We start from the raw sequence: 21,634 nt of genomic DNA on the forward strand, positions 1-21,634 counted from the left end.
GTTTTCACATTTTTAAGTTTGCAAGCGCTTTACTGTATGGTACTTTAATATGTACAATACCTGATCGACTGGAGAGACAAGCTATGAAATCTCTTAAATTCAAACTTATGGTAACCTTTATATTGCTCATCGTCGCTTCCTTTAGTGTGATGGCGTTTATTTTATTTCATTCCTCTAAAACGATTATTAGTAGCTACATCGAAGAATCTGCACTTGAGAAGATGCAGGAATACGCGACCTACGTTGAAATGCTGCAAAATCAAGTGTATGACTCCGCCTCGCTCGTATACAACAGCGATGTTATCGATATATGGGATCGTGCCCATACGGCTGACAATGCGACAGATGGCTCAAAAATGCTAGCAAATCTTGAGCTAAGCGAGTATTTGACGCAAGTAACGAACAGCTATACACCACTTGCTAATATGACGATATACCGACATCCTAATTTGTGGATAAGCAGTGAGAATTATATAAGTCGCAGCGAGTCATTTAAAGGAGAGACCTGGTATGTCGACCTAACGAAGCGAGAGCGTTATTGGAGTCCTGCCGGCAGTGATATGGTAGAAATGTCGAGAGGTAACGAGAACGCGATGGTCAGTATGACGATGCCGCTCGATACGTACAAGCCGGAGCTAGCAAACTCCTTCTTAAAAATAAATGTTAGTGAGACGTATTTCCTAGAGCCGCTGGAACGGCTGCACCTTGGTGAAACAGGACAAATCTACTTAATAGATCGTCATGGTCAGATGCTGCTGCCAGGTCAGTCTCAATCGATGGATGAGCATCAGTATGCTTACTTCGACGAATTGAAAACGATTACTTCTAGTGAAGGTAGGCTATTCCGTACGAATACGGAGGGCGAGAAGGAGATGATTGTCTATAAGCGTCTATCGAAGACGAAGTGGATGCTTGTCGGTATTGTAAGTGAAAAAGACCTGTACTCCCAGCTGTATAATTTGCGCGATACGGTTATCGTCATCGTATCAATTCTATTAGTCGTTTCTATTATTTTAACTCTTGTCTTCTCACATAGTATATCAAGACCGCTCAATTCTCTCGTTGCGGCAATGCGGCATTTGAAGCGTGGCGACTTCGTGCAGGCGGAAAATCGGATGGCCAATGAAAGGTCCAGTACGATGGAAATTGCATTCGTTATAGAGGTATTCAAAAGCATGATCTCGCAGCTAAGACAGTACATATCGAAGGAATATCAGCTGACGCTATTGAAGCAAAAAGCTGATTATAAAGCGTTAGTCATGCAAATAAATCCGCATTTTTTATTTAATACATTAGAAATGATCAGCAGCCTAGCGCTGCAAAACCGTGGCAAGGAAACGTCTAAGATGATTTTGACGCTTGGTCATATGATGCGCTACTCGCTTAAGGTTAGCGACGATCTCGTATATTTGCGAGAGGAGTTAAAGTATATCCATCAATATTTAGATATTATACGGGTACGTTATCACGATCGCTCTAACATCGAGCTTACGACTCACGGTCCAACGGACGAGCTGTTGATCCTTAAATTCATGCTGCAGCCCATCATAGAGAATGCCGTCAAATTCAGCTCGCAGCATAATGATTATATTGAGACAGCGATTGATATTACGCGTCGTGAGCATCATCTTCATATTCGAATAAGTGATAATGGGCCAGGCTTTACCGCGGACGAAAAGTATCAGCTTATGCATCGGGTGATGAAGCAATGGCAATCGCAGCAATATGAGGACAAGGATCGGCATATTGGCTTGCATAATGTATTGCTAAGAAGCTATGCCGTATATGGTGATGCCTTTCATTATGAGATAGGAGTTAGTCGTTTTGGCGGAGCAGAGGTTAGCTTATACGTACCAATTAAGGAGGCAGAGCAGTATGATTAAAGTGTTAATTGTTGATGATGAGCTAGAGATTCGAAAAGGGCTATATCTGAAGGTTGATTGGCAGGAGCTTGGCTTTGACATCGTTGCAGAAGCGAGTAACGGTGCGGATGCAATCCAAAAGCTCGAAGATCAACCCATTGATGTGGTGTTTACGGATATGAATATGCCGGTTATGGACGGAGTCGGCTTGCTATCGCACCTGCAGCAGCATCACCCTGCAGTGAAAGCAGTTGTGCTAACGGGCTATGATGATTTTGAATATACGAAGGCTGCGATTCGTCATCGGGCTGTTGAGTATTTGCTAAAGCCGGTTATGCCCGATGAGCTTGAGCAAATAATGAAACAGCTGAAGAATGCTATTCAGCAGGAGCGGAATGATAAGCTTTCATCATTGGAGTCGAGCAGGAGGCATCAACGCTGGTTTCGCGAGATCAGGGAAAACTTTATGCTGCATATGCTGAAGGGCGACTTGTCTCCGATGATCATGAGCAAGGCGCCGCTCATTCAGGTCGAGGATTGGAACGACGTACCGATTCAAGTGGTCACATTTGGCTTGAAGCATACCGATGAGTCTCAACCTATACACCCAGGAGAACAGTTTCAGCTGCCCTTTGAGCTCATTGCTCGTGAGCTAGCAGAGCAGTACACGGAGCAGGTTTTCATATGTAGGGATAGTAATTATCCTCGGCTCATTTCCCTTGTTTGCAGAGATGGACAAGCCTTGCGCGCACAGATTATAGAAAGCTATGAGAACCAGCTAAAGCAGCATCTTGGCTTTGAGCTTGTTATCGGAACGAGCGGTGAAGTCGTCGGCTTTGCACATTGGTATCATGCCTATATGGATGCACTGCTGCAATGGAGCTTGCTTAATAGTAAGCAGCACCAAGCTACAGCGCTTCAAGGACATATTGGCAAGCTGGATGATGAGGTGCTGTCACGCTTGCTGCACAAGGATGATGTGAGCTCTGCCCTGCAATATATTCGTACTATACTAACCGATGCCATGCTTCGCTCGAATACAGAGTTTGTAAGATGCATCTTCGAGGTGCTTATAACGCTCGAGCGGTTGCTTCAGGAGCAAGCAAGCTTGACCTATGCGATCTGGCTTAATCCGGAGCAGGTGCTGAAGCTGACAACTGTAGACAAAGCATTAGCATACATTCAACGTTACCTTCAGGAAGGGCACCGCTCTATTAAGCAGGAGAGTGGCGATGAGCTATTTGATGAGGTACTGCAATATATCAATCAAAACTACATGTATGAGATTACACTTCCCTCTCTAGCAGAAAAATTCAATTATAACACGAGTTATTTCTCTGAGCTGTTTAAGGCGAAGGTAGGCAAAACCTTCGTGCAGTATGTGTCCGAGGTAAGGATGAAGCAGGCGTGTCATTTGCTAGATACGACGGATCTTGGATTAAGCGATATTGCAGAGCTGACAGGCTTCTCTAACGCAAGCTATTTCAGCTCTCGCTTCAAAAAGTGCTACAGCATCTCGCCTTCAGAATATCGGACACAAAAATCGTAAGCGAACTGAAAAATAGATGATGACCTAAAAAAATTATAAGAGAATGACCGAAAAAATAGAATTCAGCTTTACAGCGTTCACTCTTACTATAGAAGTATGGTTAATCGTACTTCGACAGGAGGAACGCAGATGAAGATAAAAAGTGCAAGAAATAGCTTGGCCAGTGACCACAATCGTACAGCGTATTTATTTTTGACACCTTGGCTCATTGGCTTTTTCTGTTTAACGTTAGGTCCGATGATGGCATCGTTATACTTTTCTTTAACGAAGTATAATTTGCTTAATTCGCCAAGCTGGATCGGCCTAGGCAACTATGTAAAAATTTTAAGTGATGATGAGACTTTCCGTAATTCCTTATTTCTTACCTTTAAGTATGTTCTATTTTCGGTGCCACTGAAGCTTATCTTTGCTCTAATTGTCGCGATGATTCTTAATAAAGGCTTGCGTGGACTAGGCATATACCGAACAGTCTATTATTTGCCTTCGCTGCTTGGAGGTAGCATCGCGATTGCGATCGTATGGCGACAGATCTTTGCGGGCGACGGTGTTGTGAATGATTTTCTAGGATGGTTTGGTATTAAGGGGCCATCTTGGATTTCCCATCCTGACTATGTTATTTACACGATTATTATGCTGACGATCTGGCAATTTGGTTCCGCGATGGTTATTTTCTTGGCAGGCTTGAAGCAGGTGCCTACAGAGCTCTATGAAGCATCCTCTATTGATGGAGCGGGCAAAGGGCGACAATTTTTCAATATTACCCTGCCGCTGTTAACACCCGTTATTTTCTTCAACCTAGTTATGGGGATTATTAATTCCTTTCAGGCATTCACTCCAGCCTTTGTCATCGGTGACGGTAGAGGCGGACCACTAGATGCAACGATGTTCTATACGTTGTACTTATACTTGAAAGGGTTCTCATTCTTTGATATGGGCTATGCTTCTGCATTGGCATGGATCATGCTGTTAATAATCGGCTTCCTAACAGCCATCGTCTTTACAACTCAGAAGTACTGGGTATTCTACAGCGATGATCAAGGAGGGAAATAATATGGTGAAAGCGATAGCCAATTCCAATCTATTACGCCATCTTTTCATTATCGTTCTCGGTATCCTTATGCTGTATCCTGTACTGTGGCTCGTTAGCAGCTCTTTCAAGCCGAATCAGCTTATCTTTAGTGAACCGGGGTTATGGCCCAAGGAATGGACATTTAACAACTATGTTAAGGGCTGGGCAGGCTTCCAGGGCATTAGCTTTGGTCAATTCTTCCTCAATTCTGCGATGATATCCATATTGTGCGTGCTGGGGAACATTATTACATGCTCCTTGGCGGCATTCGCATTTGCTAGATTGAAGTTTAAGCTCAGCAAGCTTTGGTTTGCGCTTATGATTGTAACGATCATGCTGCCGTATCATGTCACGTTAATCCCGCAATACATTATCTTTAGTGAACTCAACTGGCTCAATACGTATTATCCGTTAATTGTTCCAAAGTGGCTGGCAACAGATTCGTTCTTCATTCTGCTAATGGTTCAGTTTATACGCGGTATACCTCGTGAGCTCGATGAAAGTGCAATTATTGATGGCTGTAATCTGCGCTCGATTTACGTCCGGATTATGCTGCCATTGCTGTTACCGGCATTAATTACTACCGCTATCTTTACATTTATATGGACATGGGATGATTTCTTCAGTCAAATGATCTACATTAGCAAAATTGATTTGTTTACTGTTCAGTTAGGTGTACGAGCGTTGTTTGATCCATCCGGCTCCTCCGATTGGGGTGCGCTGCTAGCGATGTCTGCACTGTCTCTTATACCGATCTCACTCATTTTTATGTTCTTCCAGAAGTATTTTTTGGAAGGTATAGCAACTACTGGATTTAAATAATGTGGTGATGAGCCAAAAAAATGATATATGATCACCCGAAATAATAGAATTCAAAACCGAATATGAAGACGTTATTCTTTATTCAAGCAAGAAAACAATATTTGGTCAAAGGGGAGCTTTATCATGAAAAAATGGAGTTTGCTAGTAAGTATCATTGTAACGATATGTCTAGTAACGGCATGCTCAAGCAATGGAGGCAATACGAATACACCAGCAGCATCACCTGCTAACAACAACACAGCGACGAATTCAGGCGATAACAGCAGTGATACTCCTGAGGAAATTGAGCTACGAATTATGTGGTGGGGAGATCAGGAGCGTGCTGACAAAACGAATCAGGTGATCGAGCTGTTTGAAGCAAAATATCCACATATTGATGTTGTAGGAGAGTTTGCTCCATCCTCTGGTTATTTCGATAAACTCAATACACAGCTAGCATCTGGTACTGCACCTGATATATTTTTCCTTGGCGGTAACGTGATTGACTACGCATTGAAGGAAGTGCTTCTGCCGTTAGATGGATATGTTGGCAACGCACTTGATCTATCGGATATGGATGCGGCGATGATTCAGTACGGAACGGTAAATGGTCAGCTGCTGCACATATCAGCTGGTGCTAATGCACGTGGAATCGTAATCAATAAAACGATGTTCGAAAAAGCTGGCATGCCCGTTCCACAGGATGGCTGGAGCTGGGATGACTACGCAGCGATCGCCACAGAAATTAGTGAAAAGCTTGGAGATGGAGTATTTGGCTCTTATGACTTTACCTATGACGGACTGGACATCTATTTCAAGCAGCATGGTCAGCAATTGTACAACATGGATGAACAAAAGGTCGGCTTTGATGAAGCGATGGCGCTGCAGTGGTTTAGCTACTGGGCAGATCTAGCAGCGAAAGGCGGAGTTGTGACACCAGAATTGGCTGTGTCTAATCCTAATGAAGACATTGCTAAAAACCTAATGGTGACTAGCCAAGTAGCGATGACGCTATTGCCATCCAACCAATTGACTTCACTGCAAAGCCTTACTACCGATGAGCTCACGATGGTTCAGCTGCCTCGTGGTCCGAAAGGAACAGGTGTTGTATTCGAATCATCTCAAGGTCTATCTGGTTATGCAAAAACTGAGCACCCTGAAGAGGTAGCACAATTTATCTCCTTCTTCATTAATGATTCGGAAGCAGCATCAATCCTTGGCAACAACCGTGGTGTCCCAGTAACGGCTGCTAATCGCGATGTGCTTCAGGCTCAAGCAAGTGATGTAGAAAAGATTATCTACGACTATACATCACGTGTATCGGAAGCTACAAAAACAGAACCTTTCAATATCAGCTATAATCTACCTGGTAATGCAGAGTTTGAAAAAATGACGAAGACTGCTATTCAAGAAATTGGCTTCGGTCGTAAATCTGTAGAGGAAGCGGTAGCTAGCTTCTACAAGGATGCACAGGAAATTATCGCGAACAATGTGACACAATAATAGCTTTCATATTTCGCTAGAGAAGGAGTGAGCGCTAAACAAAGCATCGAACGTTGATGCTTTGTTTAGCGCCATATTAATATTGAGGAGTTGAACAGAGTGGACCAGCTAAGGAGGCGGCTTAACGATATTGATATTACTTCATATATAGAGCCGACCAATAAGCAGAAGGACTTGCCCTTATTGGAGCAATGGCAGCAGGCGGGCGATGTTTATTTTGCTGCAGAATCATCAGCCTTAAGCGATGTTTACAAGCAGGCAGTAACGAAGCTGCTCGATTGTATAAAGCCTACATTAACAGAAAGGCCAATTCTGCATGAGGGGGGCATTTATTATGGCTGCTGGCTTGAAAGCACAGGCACCATTAATACAGAGCTGCTTGCAAGATTCCTGCCGCAGGTTGCAGAAGAGACATATCTAGGCTTCGCTAAGTTTCAGCGTGAGGACGGAATGTTCCCATACAAAATTACTAAAGATGGCGCAAGCTATCGACAGATTCAGCTTGTCACTCCACTTGCAAGCTGTGTATGGCATTATTATCAATTGAATGGACAGTCCGCAGACTTTCTAAGCACAATGTATGCGGCGATGGTGAAATATGATGAATGGCTAATGACCTATCGCAACACGAGACAAACCGGCTGCATTGAAGCATTCAGCGCATTTGACACAGGGCATGACTTATCTCCACGCTTTTGGCATGTAGCCGATACACCGCATCTGAATGATGTGACGAAATGCAATCCACACTCTCCTCTTGTACCATTTCTCGCGCCTGATCTTACAGCAAATGTATACTGTCAGCGCAAATATTTGTCTAAGATAGCGGATGAGCTTGGTAAGCATGAAGAAGCGAAGATCTGGCAAGAAAAAGCAGAGCAGACGAGGCAGGCACTATTCAAGCATTGCTATGATGAGGTCGATGACTTTTTCTACGATGTGGACCGTCAAGGTCAGTTCGTTCGTGTGCAATCAGATGTGCTGCTGCGCGTGCTTGCTTGCGAGGCTGTCGATGACGATATGTTTGCACGCATGCTAAGCAAGTACTTGCTGAATAGTCGTAAATTTTTTGCAAAATACCCGTTCCCATCGATTGCACTGGATGATCCGCGCTTCGATCCGAATACAAGCTACAACAGCTGGGCAGGACCAACGAATTTTTTAGCGATTATACGTGCAGCGCATGCATTTGAGCATCATAAGCGTTATGTTGAGCAGCTGTGGACGATGCAGCCTATCGTAGCAGCGATGACTCGCTTTAAGCGGTTTTCGCAAACGATTAGTCCGTGGACGGGGGCGGAAGGCTTTACTGAGGTGTATTCGCCGGCCATCCTTTGTGTGCTCGATTTTATTGAACGACTATCCGGGATATTACCGACGAAGGAGCATACGATTTGGTTTACAGGTGTTCTGCCTTATGATTCAGATCATGGCGAATCGATTACTGGTAATCTCGTATATCGCCGCCAAGCCTTCGGGCATCGCTATGAATTTGTTAATGAGCAAGATCGCTGCGAGATATGGCGTAATGACGAGCTTCATGCAGTATTTCCTGCGGGACTGCGTGCCGTCTTGAATGAACAGGGTGAGCTACTAAGCTTGATCGGGATGCAATACGGCACGATTAGCGGTGAGGTTCAATATGATGGAAAAACGGTTGAGGTCGCAATAAATGGCAATGAGGAATGGATATGGGAGGATGGCAGTCTAGTGTGCCATCGACAGCCAGGCGTCGTGCATCCAACCTATTAATTTGAATAATCTATCTATTGATTTTGTTAAACTTGATCGATATAGATATAACCTAAGCTTATCTAGAGTAAAGGAGAGCTGAGCGCGTGAAGAAGCTATCACAGATTCAAATTCGTGACCCATTTATCGTACCTCGTTCTGACGAAGGAAAGTATTATATGTATGGCTCTACCGATAAAAACATATGGCAAGAAGGAACAAGCTTTGAGATGTACGTGAGCTCGAATTTGGAGGATTGGGAAGGACCGTTTGAAGTATTTCGCAATTATGAAGGGTTTTTCTCGGATAAAAACTTTTGGGCGCCGGAAGTGTACGAGTATAAAGGCTCCTTCTATATGTTTGCTACGTTCCGCAGAAGAGAGAATGATCTGCTAGGGACAGCCGTATTAAAAAGTGATTCCTTATACGGTCCGTTTAAGCTCCACAGTGACGGAGTAGTGACGCCGAAGGAGTGGTGCTGCTTGGATGGCTCCCTTTATGTGGATGATGAAGGTAAGCCTTGGATGGTATTTTGTCATGAGTGGCAGTAGGTAGGAGACGGAGAGGTGTGCATCGTCCAGCTAAGCGAAGATTTAAGCGAGGCAGTAACTGAGCCACAGCTGTTGTTTCGTGCATCAGAGGCACCTTGGCCTACCTCATTTAAGCATGCACGCTTCGATTATGAGAAGATCTATGTGACAGACGGATCGTTTATGTTTAAGAACAAATCAGGCGAGCTATGCTTGCTGTGGGCCAGCTTCATTGATAACCGATACGCGCAAGGACTGGCGGTTTCGTCTAGCGGGAAGGTGACGGGGCCTTGGGAGCATCAGAAGGAGCCTGTATATACAGATGACGGCGGACATGCGATGGTATTTTATACCTTTGATGGTCAGCGCATGCTTGCCCTGCATGGACCTAATCAAACCCCAAACGAACGAGCACGATTTATTCCAGTTGATTTTTAGCTTAAAGTTAGCTAGCTTGGGGTAATATTCCTTTATCGTCAGAATAGCAACTAATGGAGCCATACGTTCGTTTAGTAGATATGGCGACATGAAGGGGCGAGAGCAATGAAAAAGCTTATAATAGTGTTATTAGCGACGCTGCTGCTTGCAGCATGTGGAGATGAGGCTGTTAATAGCAACAATGGTACGACAAATGGAGGAAATAAGCAGCAAGGAAGCGAGCAAGGGGAAGTTATAGATCAAGTAGGCTTCTCGGATGAAGAGCTCGTATTAAGCACGAAAGCCGTACAGGGTGATTATGAGCTCAGTATTACGACAGATAAGCTGAAATATGCGGTAGATGAGCCGATTAAGGTATATGCAGAGCTAGTATATAAAGGGGAGCAGGAGATTGAGATCGGCCATGCGATGTACCCAGTTGGCTTCAGCATTAAGGAGCATACTAGAAATATCGAGATAGACGGTGCAATGCCACAGCCATATATCGTTACTCTGCTGAAGAAGGATCAACCTGTAACAATTGACTACACCTTTACAGGCGGTTTCTCGGAGCAGGATGATCCGGACTATATCGCCTTTGTAAAAGAGCTGACGGATGATCAATTGCCCGAAGGAAGATATACGATAACCGCACACGCAAGCTTTCTCATTCATGGCTCTGAGCCAAGCGAGGCTTATGACTTTAACACGTCTATTCATTTTATCGTAGAGTAAATTTTCTTAAATGACACCAATAAGGAAGCCCCGCAGCCATGTAGTTAGCTGCGGGGCTTTTTGAGCATAAGCGATTGGTTCGCTTATGGGGAAAGAATGATAAGCTGTTGTCCTGGATAAATCAGATGAGGATTTTTTAGCTTATTCACTTGCTGAAGCCTTTGCCACGTTGTTTTGTGCTGCCTTGCAATTTTAGATAGCGTATCGCCTTTTTTCACGATGTACTTATTCACTTGCGCTGCAGGCTTACCTTGCGTGTTGTTGCTTCCAGTATTATTTGAGCTACTTGAGTTGTTAGCGTTGTTTGACGGTTTAGCTGGCTTCTCAGCAACCGTTTCATTCGTTACATTACCGTTTCCACCGGCAGCAGGCTTACTGCTGTCTTTCTGTTTCGCTTCTACTACAATACGCTGCTCAACCTGAGGTGAGATGGTGTCCTGCTTCTGAATGAATCGGATAAGCTCTTCATCAAGTGTTCCAGCGTTATTAATGATCGTATTGTCAGCCAGCATTGTATATTCGTCGCCACCTGCAGCTAAGAAATCATTCGTTGCAAGGGTGTACGTACGATTTAGCTCAAGCGCTTTGCCATTCACAGTGACGCTATGAACACGATCACCAGCTTCAGCTTCCGGATCGATTTTATAGGTAATGCCAGATACGTGCGTGAACGCGCCCTTAGCTGCAGGGTAACCGCCAGCACCTACCTCGAGTGCATCCTTCAGCTCTTGTCCCGTTACTTCAATTGTCACGATAAAGTTACCAAAAGGTAGAACTGTAATAACGTCACCTTTAGTAATTTCACCTGCCTCGATCGAGGCACGAATACCGCCGCCGTTCGTGATTGCAGCATCGGCGCCTGTTGAAGCAACCATTGCATCCGTAATCAGGTTGCCAAGATTCGATTCGCCTGTACGAACGACCTCACGTTCTCCAATGAGCTTCACATCGGTTTTGCCGATCACTTGATCAAGAATGACTTGCTGAGCTTCCGTCGTTTTCTTAACAAGCGCAGCTACCTCAGGGTGTGCAGGCAACGTTGACGCATCATCAGCAGTAATATAATGAGATTGCTTGTCGACAAGCTTGCCATCCTCCAGCACGAGGGTAATGATACCAACCTGCTCTCCATATTCGCCAAACTGAACGAGAAGTGCATCATTTACCGTTCGATTGATAAGCTCATGACTATGTCCATCAATAACTACGTCAATACCATCTACTTTTTCAGCTACAGCATCGGAACGATTAGCAGCGATCGTAGAGCCATCTGTTCCTAAATGTGCGAGATTAATAATGACGTCAGCCTTGTCCTTCAGCGTGTTGACCATTTCTTGCGCTGCAGTTGCAGGGTCTGTGAACGTAATTCCAGCTACGTTGTTCGGATGTGTTTTATAGACAGTTTCAGGTGTTGCAATTCCGAAAATACCTAGCTTAATTCCATCCATTTCTTTGACCACATATGGTTCATATGCGTAAGAGCCGTCTGTCTTCTTAACGTTTGCAGCTAGAATCGGGAATGCTGCTTGCTCGCCAAGCTCATGTAGGCGATCGGAGCCATAATTGTAGTCATGGTTCCCTGTAGTCATCGCTGCGTAGCCAATTTCATTCATAAGCTCAATAATACTTGAGCCCTCTACTAGTGTAGAGAAGGTTTGGCCGTGTAAAGTATCGCCTGCGTCAAGCACGATGGTATTGGGATTGATCGCACGAGCTTGTTCTACGATCGTTGCGATCTTCGCGTAGCCCATGCCACCGTCTTCATATACACGGGAGTGGATATCGTTTGTGGCAACGATTTGCAATCTAATTTGATCAGATTCCGTTAATTCATAGATCGCAATTGTGCCGCTAAGCTCGTTCGCAACAAGCAGCAGCGCTTCACCTGTTGGGCTGTTGCTTGCCTCGATAAACGTCAAGCCCTCAGGTGCAACATCACCGGATGGGATTTCTTCATCCGCATCATAGCTGCGAGAAGAAAAGTAAAGATCAAACACAGGAGCTGCAGGGTTAGACAGATCATATGCCATAATTCCACCTGCACGCTCTAAGCCTACGAATGCGTAGCTAGTGTCGCCTACCTTACCCACGGTTACGGCCTCTGGCTCCACACCTTTATCGTCAGAGCGGCTATCGACGCTGTTTTCAGCATTATCTGTATTGAAGCCAGCAGGGTTAGCTAGCTTGGTGATGCGTTCAAATTGATCACCACTGTCAAATACAAGCTCCATCGTATCAGCATCCCATATGGAGAAGGAGCGTGTGCCATAGGAATATATTGCTTCCTGCTTGCCGTCCTTGTTCAGTGCTACACTTGTCGTTGTTTTTAGTCGGCCAAGCTGCTCATCTGCAAACATCGTTTCTGCCATGGCATCCAGCTGCTCCTGAGTAAAGCCTTTATAATAGGAAGCATCAAGTGCGATGCGATCAGCTAGATCCTTAACACGAGCCTCTTCTGAGAAGCCATCATAATCCTTAGCATCGCCTTCGTTGGCAGTTAAGATATAGCTTTTACCATCTACCGTATACATGCTCATACCGTCTGGCATAAACATGCCTAGCACAGGCCAGTTTTTTAGACTTGCTACTCCGTCCTTATCTGAGGCATCGAGTGCGTATCCTGGCAACGAATGGTCGATCACTCCTAGATCATGTACGTCTGTAATTTGCTTTGTCTTCAGATCAAGCACCGCGATAGCATTGCTTTCCTGAAGCGCCACATAAGCCTTGCTGCTGTCATCTGCTACAACTATGTATTCCGGCTCAGCGTCCTCGCTGAAGCTTGCTCCTGGCTTCACGATACGAATGCCATCTGCCTCTACTTTATCGAAGCCTGCTGTCGTAACAGCACTTGCTGATATGCTTTGAACTCCTTGCTCAACGTTAATGATGCTGACAGAGCCAACGGGATCAATCGTGTAATCGTCGTTGGGCTGCCCTTCATTGGCTGCGAGCACATGCTTGCCGTCTGGTGTAAAGGTAACCATATCAGGCAGAACACCTACCTGAACATGATTAAGATATGTTCCATCATGACGAATGAAGATAATGTAGCCTGCATCTGTCACGGGATCGGCAGGCGCTGCTATGGCGACGTACTCGTTCGACGGATGGATAGCGACGCTAGTAATGTCGCTTAATGATAAGCTTTGCTTGCTTAATTGCTCGAGAGAGATTCTTTTTGTAAGCTTTATTTCATGAATAGCGTTGCTCTTGCTCTTTGCAGAGGATAAGGACGATATAGATATAATATCTAACGCTTTTTCGGCACCATTAACAGAATACATTTGTTGGTGCAGTGAATCATAGGCGACAATTTCAGTGCCTCCCTCCTCGAATGCAGCACCACTTGAATAACGTGCGATTAGTCTCGCTTCCAAGTCACCTTGTCCAGCAAAAGACAGCCAGGCTTCCGATGTAGGTGCGCCAGCTTCGGCTTGGATCGTTGGGACTTGAGCTGTTAACAATGAAACAGATAGACCGATCGCTAATAATCCACTTTTGAAGTTCATACATTTCCCTCCCAATGATATATATCGGACTAAATGTAACAAGTGATTGTCAGCCTATTGTTAACGATTTTTTAAGGAATTATAAAGTTTGCATACAGAGATAGATAAATCTGTTAATATTGAAATTAGGAAATTCACAAAGCAGAAGCTTGATGACGTACCATCTTCACGGTCCTGAAGTCTCTGCGTATTGAACCTTTATTAAGAATAGAAGCCGATAACAGTTGATCGATCGAAAATTGATATGTCGGTTAAAGAAGATGAACGGGAAGGGTCGAAAGCAATGATTGAGGCTAATACAGATAAAAAATGGTTACCTCTATATGAAGCGCTGGCAAGTGAAGTGCGCTTAGAAATGATTAAGCTATTGTCGCATGACTCGATGAATGTAAAACAGCTAGCCGCCGCACTAGAGCTAAGCAGTGCAATCGTGACGATGCATGTTAAGAAGCTTGAAAAGGCGGGACTTGTGTCTACGAGAATGGTTCGTAAGGATGGCGGTACACATAAAATGTGTTCACTTGCCGTACATGATATTCATATCGAGCTTCCTTTTCAAAGCGTCGGTCAATATAAATGTCATGAGGTTACGATACCGATCGGACATTATACGGAATTTGATATACATCCTACATGTGGCTTAGCGACCCCGGAGCGTGTAATCGGGCAGTTTGATGATCCGCGATACTTCTACACTCCGGAGCGGGTGAATGCAGGGATTTTATGGCTCGGTCATGGGTACTTGGAATATAAAATACCAAACTATTTGCTTACGAATCAAAAAATGATAGCAATCGAAATTTCACTTGAGCTTGGATCGGAAGCACCAGGCTATAATGAAAACTGGCCATCAGACATATTTTTTCAGATTAATGGCACGGAAGTAGGAGTGTGGACAAGTCCTGGTGACTTTGGTGAAGAGCGAGGCAGATTTTCACCATCCTGGTGGGGAGACCCGGTCAATCAATATGGCTTACTTAAAGTATTGCGCATAGATGACACTGGCAGCTGGATCGATGGTCAGCAAATTTCTGACGTAACACTTCACGATCTGAAGGCCGATCGTAATGTTTGGAGCTTTAAGCTAGGCGTCAAGGAAGATGCGCGTCATGTCGGTGGGTTAACCTTGTTCGGCAAAGGCTTTGGCAACTATAGTAGAGATATATCATTTCGTACCTATTATGAATAGAAGTACTACAACAAGAAGCATCGGAACAGGGAGACCGCAGCCGATGCTTTTTATGTGAGTCAATAATCTTTAACTTAAGATATTTAGAGTTATAAAAAAAGGTTCAAGTTTTCTACCGTTTTGACTTATAATAGCAATATAAGGAGGGAGTGCTGTTGCGAACGTTTTCACGATTTTTAGCAAGCTATAAGCTCTACGCGATATTTGCGGTTAGTTTAATGCTAATTGAGCTAGTTGTTGAGGTTGCACAGCCTTTCATGATGTCTAAGGTTATTGATGAAGGCATCGTCGCTGGGCGGACAGAAAGTATTTTTTTATGGGGGGGCATATTACTCGGAACTACCATTCTAGCCTTTGGTGTTGGAATTATAGGCTCCTTTTATTCAGCCTATGTAAGTCAAAATTTCGGCTATGATGTTAGGCAAAAGCTATATGAAAGCATTCAGCGCATGAGCAGCAGTGTATTCGGCAAGCATGAGGAGGCATCACTGCTTACTCGCATTAGCAATGACGTCAATCAGGTGCAAAACGCTGTTTTTATGGGGATGCGTATTATGCTTCGCGCGCCGCTCCTCGTCATATGCAGCTTAATTATGGCGATGGCATTAAACATGCAGCTGGCAATATATTTGCTTATTGCTTTTCCCATTCTAGCTGTATTCCTTGGCTGGCTAATGGTACGTAACAATAAACTTTTCCGTAAAGTACAGGAAAAGCTAGACCAAGTCAATAAGGTTATGCAGCAAAGCTTAATGAGTGTCCGTCTTATTCGAGTTTTTGGGCGAATGAGCTATGAAAGCAAGCAATTTCAACAGAAGAACAATGAGCTGCGTGCACGCACCGTTGCAACGATGATTCTTGCCGAGCTATCTAATCCTGTTGTGCTTGTATTAATTAACGGCTGTATCCTATTGATGCTGTGGGCAGCACGTGAGCAATTAAACAGTGGCTCCAATGTATCGGTTGGGGAAATCGTCGCGATTGTAAACTATGCAATGCGTATTACCGGTGCATTGTCGATGATTTCGATGATTGTTAATACAATTGCAAGGGCATCTGCTTCGATGCAAAGGATCGATGAGGTGTTCGAATCTGCTGATCAAGAGCAGGACCATGCAAAGAACCAGTCTGCAAGCTCGCAGTTTAATGGTGACATCAGCTTTACAGATGTCAGCTTCTCATATCCTGAATCCTCTCTGCAAACGCTGTCACATATCTCGTTCAAAGCGAGGGCAGGTAGTATGCTGGCCATTATGGGGGCAACCGGCTCTGGAAAGTCCAGCCTTCTGCAGCTCATCCCGAGGATGGTAGATCCCGATGCAGGAGTAATTACGATTGATCAGAAGCGGCTTGATCATTACTCACTTCACCAGCTCCGCAACAACATTGGCTATGTCCCGCAGGAGATATTGCTGTTTACAGGAACGGTTGCAGATAACATACGGTGGGGAAAGCTAGACGCTACAATGGAGGAAGTAGTGTGGGCAGCAAAGCAGGCACAAATTCATGAGGCAATTATGGATCTGCCGCAGGGGTATGAAACGATGATTGGTCAAAAAGGTGTGAATCTATCTGGCGGACAGAAGCAGCGTGTAAGTATTGCAAGAGCATTAGTCCGCAAGCCATCTATTCTTCTGCTAGATGATTGCACGAGTGCTCTCGATGTCGAAACAGAGCGTAAGCTTCTTGATGCAATTAGCAAGCTGTCCTGTACGGTGTTGATCATTACGCAAAAAATGAGTACAACGGTTCGTGCTGATTCCATATTAATTCTGGATGAAGGACAAGTGATCATGCAAGGAACGCACGAGCAGCTTATGCTGCAATCTACGCTTTACCAAAAAATCGTTGAATCGCAATGGGGAAAGGAGCGTGAAGCACAGTGGACGAACAACAATATCAAACACGAGCTCACCGCACCTTAATCGGTAGAATAAAGCTGTTTTTTATCGCTCCATTCTCCTATGCAAAGCCAAGTGAGTTCCTTGCACAGGAAGGCTTTGGTGATGAGAGCTCGTCAAAGGGACTTGGGCTTGGTGGTGCTCCTGGTCGTGCACCAGAGCGTGTAAAGCGTCCCGATCAAATGTGGAATACACTCAAACGGATATGGGGGTATCTCGCAACGTATCGAGGTCGTTTAATTGCAGTGCTCCTAATGATCGTCGCAGCAACTGGATTGTCACTGCTAGGACCTTATATGGTCGGTCATATGATTGATCATTATATTATGGAAGCACGTGATGGATTACTTATGATGCTCATGCTTACAGCACTTATCTATGGTGGGCAGGCGCTGTCCGCTTGGCTGCAAAACATATGGATGATTCAGGTATCTCAGCAGACCGTCTACAAGCTGCGCACGGATTTATTTGCGCAATTCCATCGCTTGCCGATCTCATTCTTTACAAAACGGCAGCAAGGAGATTTAATGAGTCGAGCGAGTAATGATATTGAGAATATTAGCTCCTCGATGAACAGCTCCTTTATTCAAATCTGCTCCAGTACGTTAACACTAGCAGGAATAATCGTGGTGATGATCAGCCTTAGCCCAATACTAACATTGCTGACCTTTATCGTTATCCCATTGATGTTTTTCGGGATGAAATGGATCTCAAGCCGTACAAGTCGATTGTTCCGCATGCAGCAAAAGAGCTTGGGCTCTCTCAATGGCTTTGTTGAGGAATCTTTGTCTGGACAGAAAATTATAAAGGCGTTTGCTCAGGAAGAGGCTGTTATAGCTGGTTTTACGGAGCGCAATGAGAAAATTCGTTTATCTGGTTATTGGGCACAAGCGATTTCAGGATTTATTCCTAAGCTGATGAACGGGCTTAATTCTATGAACTTCGCGCTTATTGTTGGCGTTGGAGCGCTGCTTACACTTTGGACAGATTCTGTTACAGTCGGCATGATTATTATTTTTGCAGAGTATGCTCGACAGTTTACAAGACCGCTTAACGATCTAGCTAACCAGTGGAACACGTTGCTATCAGCGATTGCAGGAGCAGAGCGCGTCTTTCAAATCCTAGATGAGCCGATAGAAGTGAAGGATGAGCAAGCGGCTAAGCATTTGGCGACTGTAAATGGTGATGTTACCTTTGAAGGAGTAAACTTCCAGTACGAGGAAGGCAGACCAATTATTCAGCAAGCAAGCTTTGAAGTAAAAGCAGGTGAAATGGTTGCTTTTGTAGGACCAACCGGCGCGGGGAAAACAACATTAATTTCACTGCTATCTCGTTTTTATGAGCCTACAGGTGGGACGATTCGGATTGACGGCCATAACATAGCCAGCTATACGCGGGAAAGCCTTCGCAGCCATATGGCGTTTGTGCTGCAGGATCCTTTTCTGTTCGAGGGGACAATACTGGACAATATTCGTTATGGACGACTTGATGCCTCAGATGAGGAAGTATATGAAGCAGCAAGGCTTGCCAATGCACATTCCTTTATTATGCGACTTAAGGATGGCTATCAGACTGAGCTTAAATTAGGTGGTACGGGCATCAGTCAAGGTCAAAAGCAGCTGATCGCCATTGCAAGAGCATTAATTGCCAATCCGGCGATTCTCATATTAGATGAAGCGACAAGCAGCATTGATACCGTTACGGAAATCAAAATACAAGAAGCATTGCAGCGTCTAATGCAGGGCAGAACCTCATTTGTTATTGCACATCGACTTAATACCATTACACAAGCGGATAAAATTGTAGTGCTTGAAAAAGGTAAGATTTCTCAGATTGGCTCACATGAGGAATTGTCTAAGCAGGAAGGCTTATATCGCAAGCTTGTGCTTGGTCAGCAGTTGCTCGAGGCATAGACTAAAGGGTAGGCTTCGTAAATATAAGTAATTGATGATTGGAGAATGAATGATAAAAAGGTTAATTTTATTCTTAAGTATAGCTGCAATTGTAACGAGTGGAATAATATTTTACTGGCCACAATCATTTACAAAGGTCATTGATGAGAATGCAGGTGCGTATCTCATTCATACTGAGCGCCTCTTTAACGAAAGAGGCACACCTATATTGGATTCTATCAAAACTGAAATTTATATTGAACCTGGATCAGATCAATTTACAGATTTAAAGGAAATTTTAAGTAAATATTCATATCATCGTTCTCTGAAAACGTATTTCGGTGATCCAATAATTAATGGTAGGGGTAATGAAAAAGTAATGATTGACGCGTACCCTGACTCAATAAGTAATATTGGCTCCAAAGAAATTCTCATCGGATCAAGAGTTTATCATCTTGGCTATTGGGGCAATAAAAAAGCACAAGCGATGATAAGTGATATTAAAGCATATATACAAGGTAAAAACTTGTAAAAACGGACGATCAGCCCTGTAGGCTGATCGTCCGTTTTTGTTTTGTTAAAAAATGCTTAAATCATAATGCTGGGATAGCTTCTCTAGCAAATCGACACCAGCAATGCTGTTTCCTTTACTGTTTAACGCGGGTCCGATCACGCCAATTCCAACCGCACCAGGAATAAGGGTCAATATGCCACCAGACACACCACTCTTTGCAGGTATGCCAGCTTGGATCGCAAACTGCCCTGACGCATTATACATACCACATGTCACCATAAACGATTTTGCTATTTGCACATACCGTTTCGGAACGAGCTGCTTGCCACGAATCGGATCATAACCGTTGTAAGCTAGTAATAGGCCCATACGCGCTAAGTCCTTGCATGTCGCATCAATCGAGCAATGGTGAAAGTACACATCGAGCACGTCATCAACCGATTGCTCGATCACACCTTTATCCTTAAGGAAATACGCCATCGAACGGTTCAGATCAGCTGTCTGCAGCTCTGACTGGTACACCGCTTCATTGTAGTTAAGCTGCTCATTGCCTGATATTAATCTGAAAAAATCGAGCACGCGATCCAGCTTATGCTGCTGAGAAGCTCCAGTAATAAGAGAGGAAATAGCAATTGCGCCTGCGTTAATAAGTGGGTTGAACGGAATGCCGGGCTGGACAAGCTCCAGCTTCAGCATCGAGTTAAAGCTGTCACCTGTTGGCTCCATCCCGACCTTATCGAATACAAGCTGCTCACCATGGTCCATAAGAGCAAGCAGTAAGGAAAACACTTTGGATATGCTTTGCAGTGTGAACACAGTCGAAGCATCACCGGCCATTGCTTCATTGCCATATCCATCGATAAGGTGAATACCGAGTGCAGCTTGATTGCCTTTTGCAAGCTCTGGAATATAGGACGCCACTTTTCCGTGCTGACATAATGATTTGCTTTTCTCGATCCATCCATCTAGCTGTTCAACTAAATGAGGTAAACGCTCTTCCATTTTCGGCATAGTATTCATTGGAAGCATCCTTTCTTTTGCACGGTTGAATTTGAGTTTTTTTGTATTGTAACATGAACGGTTCGCCATGCAAAAATACATTTATGATCAAAAAAACACTATTCATGAGTAAATATATAATGCCGCAATTAATGCATTAATATTGAATTTGATTATTAGCGCTGAATACGCTAATCACATTCACTGTAGTGTTTGCCAAGGATGAGTACAATTTATTCGCTACTGAGATACAAATGTCTGAGTAATGCAATGTATGAGGCTTAAAGCAGCTTGCTCATCACGCAGAGAAGTGAGAACGAATTCTCCGCGGCCTCTATTACATTACAATGATGTCGAGTAAAACATTTACCGTATTAACAATAACTGTATGTTTCTGGTACACTTTAATGTAAGCGCTTTAACTCAAGGGGAGGCTAAGGAAGCAATGAGGAAATTCATCATAATTGTTTTGTCATGCGCTAGTGCAGTAATGTTCATTTTTACACTTTCCATCTTAATTCAAATTTTTAGGTACGATCTTCTTGCCCCAGATGAGCTTAGTCAGGAGCAAGCCTCCGCTTATCGTATCGTACTTATTACACAGCAAATGGACACCCCGTTTTGGAATGAGGTAGAAGCGGGGGCACAAGCAGCTGCGAACGATTATCAAGTAGAGCTTTCGGTGTGGGGCAGCTATGGAACGAATCAAGTAGATTTCTTACGCAAAATGGAAATCGCCATTGCCTCTAAAGTCGATGGCATTATCGTACAGGGGCTTGATCATGATGAATTTAATAAATTAACAACGGTCAAAGCGGCGGGTAACGGTATACCAGTATTTACGATTGCCAATGATGTCTCGATTGAAAAAAGCTTAAGGAGAACCTATATCGGCTCTGATCATAAGCGTGCCGGACAAATGATCGGACAGCAGCTGCTAGCTGACATTGGGCAAGAGGCTAAAGGTAAGGTTGTACTAATGCTTTCTGATCAAGAAGAGGATTACCAAAGTAAACGTCTCTCTGGCATATTAACCGAGCTGAATAAAGGAGCAGCAATAGAACCGTTTATCGTCATTGCCGGTGATTCACGCGAAGAAGTGATTGCCGCTACGAACGATATTATGAATCGAGAACCGAAGCTAGATGCTTTTGTTTCTATAACCTCTCATAATGCAAGTGCTATGGTCCAGGAAATTGCTAAGCGCGCAAGAATTGCTGATTTCTATCTTTACTCATTTGACGATAGTGCGGAAAGCCGTTCGCTGCTTAAGGAAGGGAAGCTGAGCGGACTTATCGAGCAATCACCAGAAACAATGGGCTATCAAAGCGTTGAGAAAATGGTGCAATGGCTGAACCGTGAGGTTTTTCCAGTGGATACGCAAGGCTACTATACCAATATACGTTTGCTGAAAGCTGAGGATATATAGG

General features: G+C 44.1%; 16 protein-coding genes. 14 read left to right on the forward strand and 2 right to left on the reverse strand.

The features are described from left to right. The first annotated feature begins 83 nt into the window (after nt 1-83). The 9 genes from M3180_RS14395 to M3180_RS14430 all read left to right on the forward strand — a co-directional run bounded on the left by M3180_RS14395 (nt 84) and on the right by M3180_RS14430 (nt 10,197). Nucleotides 84-1,883: a cache domain-containing sensor histidine kinase gene (locus tag M3180_RS14395; RefSeq protein ID WP_251668673.1), complete on the forward strand. Its 1,800-nt coding sequence runs from the start codon at nt 84-86 to the stop codon at nt 1,881-1,883. Continuing rightward, on the forward strand, nt 1,876-3,411 hold the full coding sequence (locus M3180_RS14400; RefSeq protein ID WP_251668675.1) for a response regulator transcription factor: 1,536 nt from the start codon (nt 1,876-1,878) through the stop codon (nt 3,409-3,411). The genes M3180_RS14395 and M3180_RS14400 overlap by 8 nt, the downstream gene beginning before the upstream one ends. Nucleotides 3,412-3,540: 129 nt before the next feature. Continuing rightward, nucleotides 3,541-4,461, forward strand: a complete 921-nt coding sequence (locus M3180_RS14405; protein WP_251668676.1) for a carbohydrate ABC transporter permease — start codon at nt 3,541-3,543, stop codon at nt 4,459-4,461. 1 nt (nt 4,462) lies between these two features. Further along, nucleotides 4,463-5,302 (forward strand): carbohydrate ABC transporter permease, encoded by an 840-nt coding sequence (locus M3180_RS14410; RefSeq protein ID WP_251668678.1) that lies wholly within the window; start codon nt 4,463-4,465, stop codon nt 5,300-5,302. Between the two features lie 123 nt (nt 5,303-5,425). Beyond that, complete coding sequence (locus tag M3180_RS14415) at nt 5,426-6,784, forward strand: ABC transporter substrate-binding protein (RefSeq protein WP_285855735.1); 1,359 nt, start codon at nt 5,426-5,428, stop codon at nt 6,782-6,784. A 99-nt stretch (nt 6,785-6,883) separates the two neighbouring features. Further along, complete coding sequence (locus tag M3180_RS14420; protein WP_251668681.1) at nt 6,884-8,536, forward strand: MGH1-like glycoside hydrolase domain-containing protein; 1,653 nt, start codon at nt 6,884-6,886, stop codon at nt 8,534-8,536. A gap of 86 nt (nt 8,537-8,622) precedes the next feature. Then, nucleotides 8,623-9,066: a family 43 glycosylhydrolase gene (locus M3180_RS22935; protein ID WP_349774487.1), complete on the forward strand. Its 444-nt coding sequence runs from the start codon at nt 8,623-8,625 to the stop codon at nt 9,064-9,066. 15 nt (nt 9,067-9,081) lie between these two features. Next, nucleotides 9,082-9,483 carry a glycoside hydrolase family protein gene (locus tag M3180_RS22940; RefSeq protein WP_349774488.1) on the forward strand — a complete coding sequence of 134 codons (402 nt, stop codon included), beginning with the start codon at nt 9,082-9,084 and terminating at the stop codon, nt 9,481-9,483. A 105-nt stretch (nt 9,484-9,588) separates the two neighbouring features. After that, nucleotides 9,589-10,197 carry a hypothetical protein gene (locus tag M3180_RS14430; protein WP_251668683.1) on the forward strand — a complete coding sequence of 203 codons (609 nt, stop codon included), beginning with the start codon at nt 9,589-9,591 and terminating at the stop codon, nt 10,195-10,197. An 83-nt stretch (nt 10,198-10,280) separates the two neighbouring features. Here the strand turns inward: M3180_RS14430 and M3180_RS14435 are convergent, their stop codons facing one another. Further along, entirely contained in the window at nt 10,281-13,709 is a 3,429-nt protein-coding gene (locus M3180_RS14435) for a choice-of-anchor I family protein (RefSeq protein WP_251668686.1), read from the reverse strand. Between the two features lie 286 nt (nt 13,710-13,995). Here M3180_RS14435 and M3180_RS14440 point away from each other — a divergent pair, with 286 nt between their 5' ends. From M3180_RS14440 to M3180_RS14455, 4 genes are all read left to right on the forward strand, one after another. After that, entirely contained in the window at nt 13,996-14,898 is a 903-nt protein-coding gene (locus tag M3180_RS14440) for an ArsR/SmtB family transcription factor (protein ID WP_251668724.1), read from the forward strand. Nucleotides 14,899-15,047: 149 nt separating this feature from the next. After that, on the forward strand, nt 15,048-16,823 hold the full coding sequence (locus tag M3180_RS14445) for an ABC transporter ATP-binding protein (protein ID WP_432806941.1): 1,776 nt from the start codon (nt 15,048-15,050) through the stop codon (nt 16,821-16,823). An 8-nt stretch (nt 16,824-16,831) separates the two neighbouring features. Beyond that, nucleotides 16,832-18,712, forward strand: coding sequence for an ABC transporter ATP-binding protein (locus M3180_RS14450; protein WP_432806945.1), 1,881 nt, complete (start codon nt 16,832-16,834; stop codon nt 18,710-18,712). Between the two features lie 49 nt (nt 18,713-18,761). Further along, entirely contained in the window at nt 18,762-19,223 is a 462-nt protein-coding gene (locus M3180_RS14455) for a hypothetical protein (protein ID WP_251668693.1), read from the forward strand. 45 nt (nt 19,224-19,268) lie between these two features. Here M3180_RS14455 and glsA read toward each other — a convergent pair whose 3' ends face one another. Beyond that, nucleotides 19,269-20,234 (reverse strand): glutaminase A, encoded by a 966-nt coding sequence (gene glsA, locus M3180_RS14460; RefSeq protein ID WP_251668695.1) that lies wholly within the window; start codon nt 20,232-20,234, stop codon nt 19,269-19,271. 415 nt (nt 20,235-20,649) lie between these two features. Between glsA and M3180_RS14465 the strand changes: the two genes are divergently transcribed. Next, on the forward strand, nt 20,650-21,633 hold the full coding sequence (locus tag M3180_RS14465; RefSeq protein WP_251668697.1) for a sugar ABC transporter substrate-binding protein: 984 nt from the start codon (nt 20,650-20,652) through the stop codon (nt 21,631-21,633). The last annotated feature ends 1 nt before the right edge of the window (nt 21,634 follow it).

It is taken from the genome of Paenibacillus camelliae, from assembly GCF_023715345.1.
GTDB lineage: Bacteria > Bacillota > Bacilli > Paenibacillales > Paenibacillaceae > Pristimantibacillus > Pristimantibacillus camelliae.

Coding starts and splice junctions, on each gene's coding strand:
- M3180_RS14395 (WP_251668673.1), top strand. CDS start 84: ATGAAATCTCTTAAATTCAAACTTATGGTAACCTTTATATTGCTCATC.
- M3180_RS14400 (WP_251668675.1), top strand. CDS start 1,876: ATGATTAAAGTGTTAATTGTTGATGATGAGCTAGAGATTCGAAAAGGG.
- M3180_RS14405 (WP_251668676.1), top strand. CDS start 3,541: ATGAAGATAAAAAGTGCAAGAAATAGCTTGGCCAGTGACCACAATCGT.
- M3180_RS14410 (WP_251668678.1), top strand. CDS start 4,463: ATGGTGAAAGCGATAGCCAATTCCAATCTATTACGCCATCTTTTCATT.
- M3180_RS14415 (WP_285855735.1), top strand. CDS start 5,426: ATGAAAAAATGGAGTTTGCTAGTAAGTATCATTGTAACGATATGTCTA.
- M3180_RS14430 (WP_251668683.1), top strand. CDS start 9,589: ATGAAAAAGCTTATAATAGTGTTATTAGCGACGCTGCTGCTTGCAGCA.
- M3180_RS14435 (WP_251668686.1), bottom strand. CDS start 13,709: ATGAACTTCAAAAGTGGATTATTAGCGATCGGTCTATCTGTTTCATTG.
- M3180_RS14455 (WP_251668693.1), top strand. CDS start 18,762: ATGATAAAAAGGTTAATTTTATTCTTAAGTATAGCTGCAATTGTAACG.
- glsA (WP_251668695.1), bottom strand. CDS start 20,234: ATGCTTCCAATGAATACTATGCCGAAAATGGAAGAGCGTTTACCTCAT.
- M3180_RS14465 (WP_251668697.1), top strand. CDS start 20,650: ATGAGGAAATTCATCATAATTGTTTTGTCATGCGCTAGTGCAGTAATG.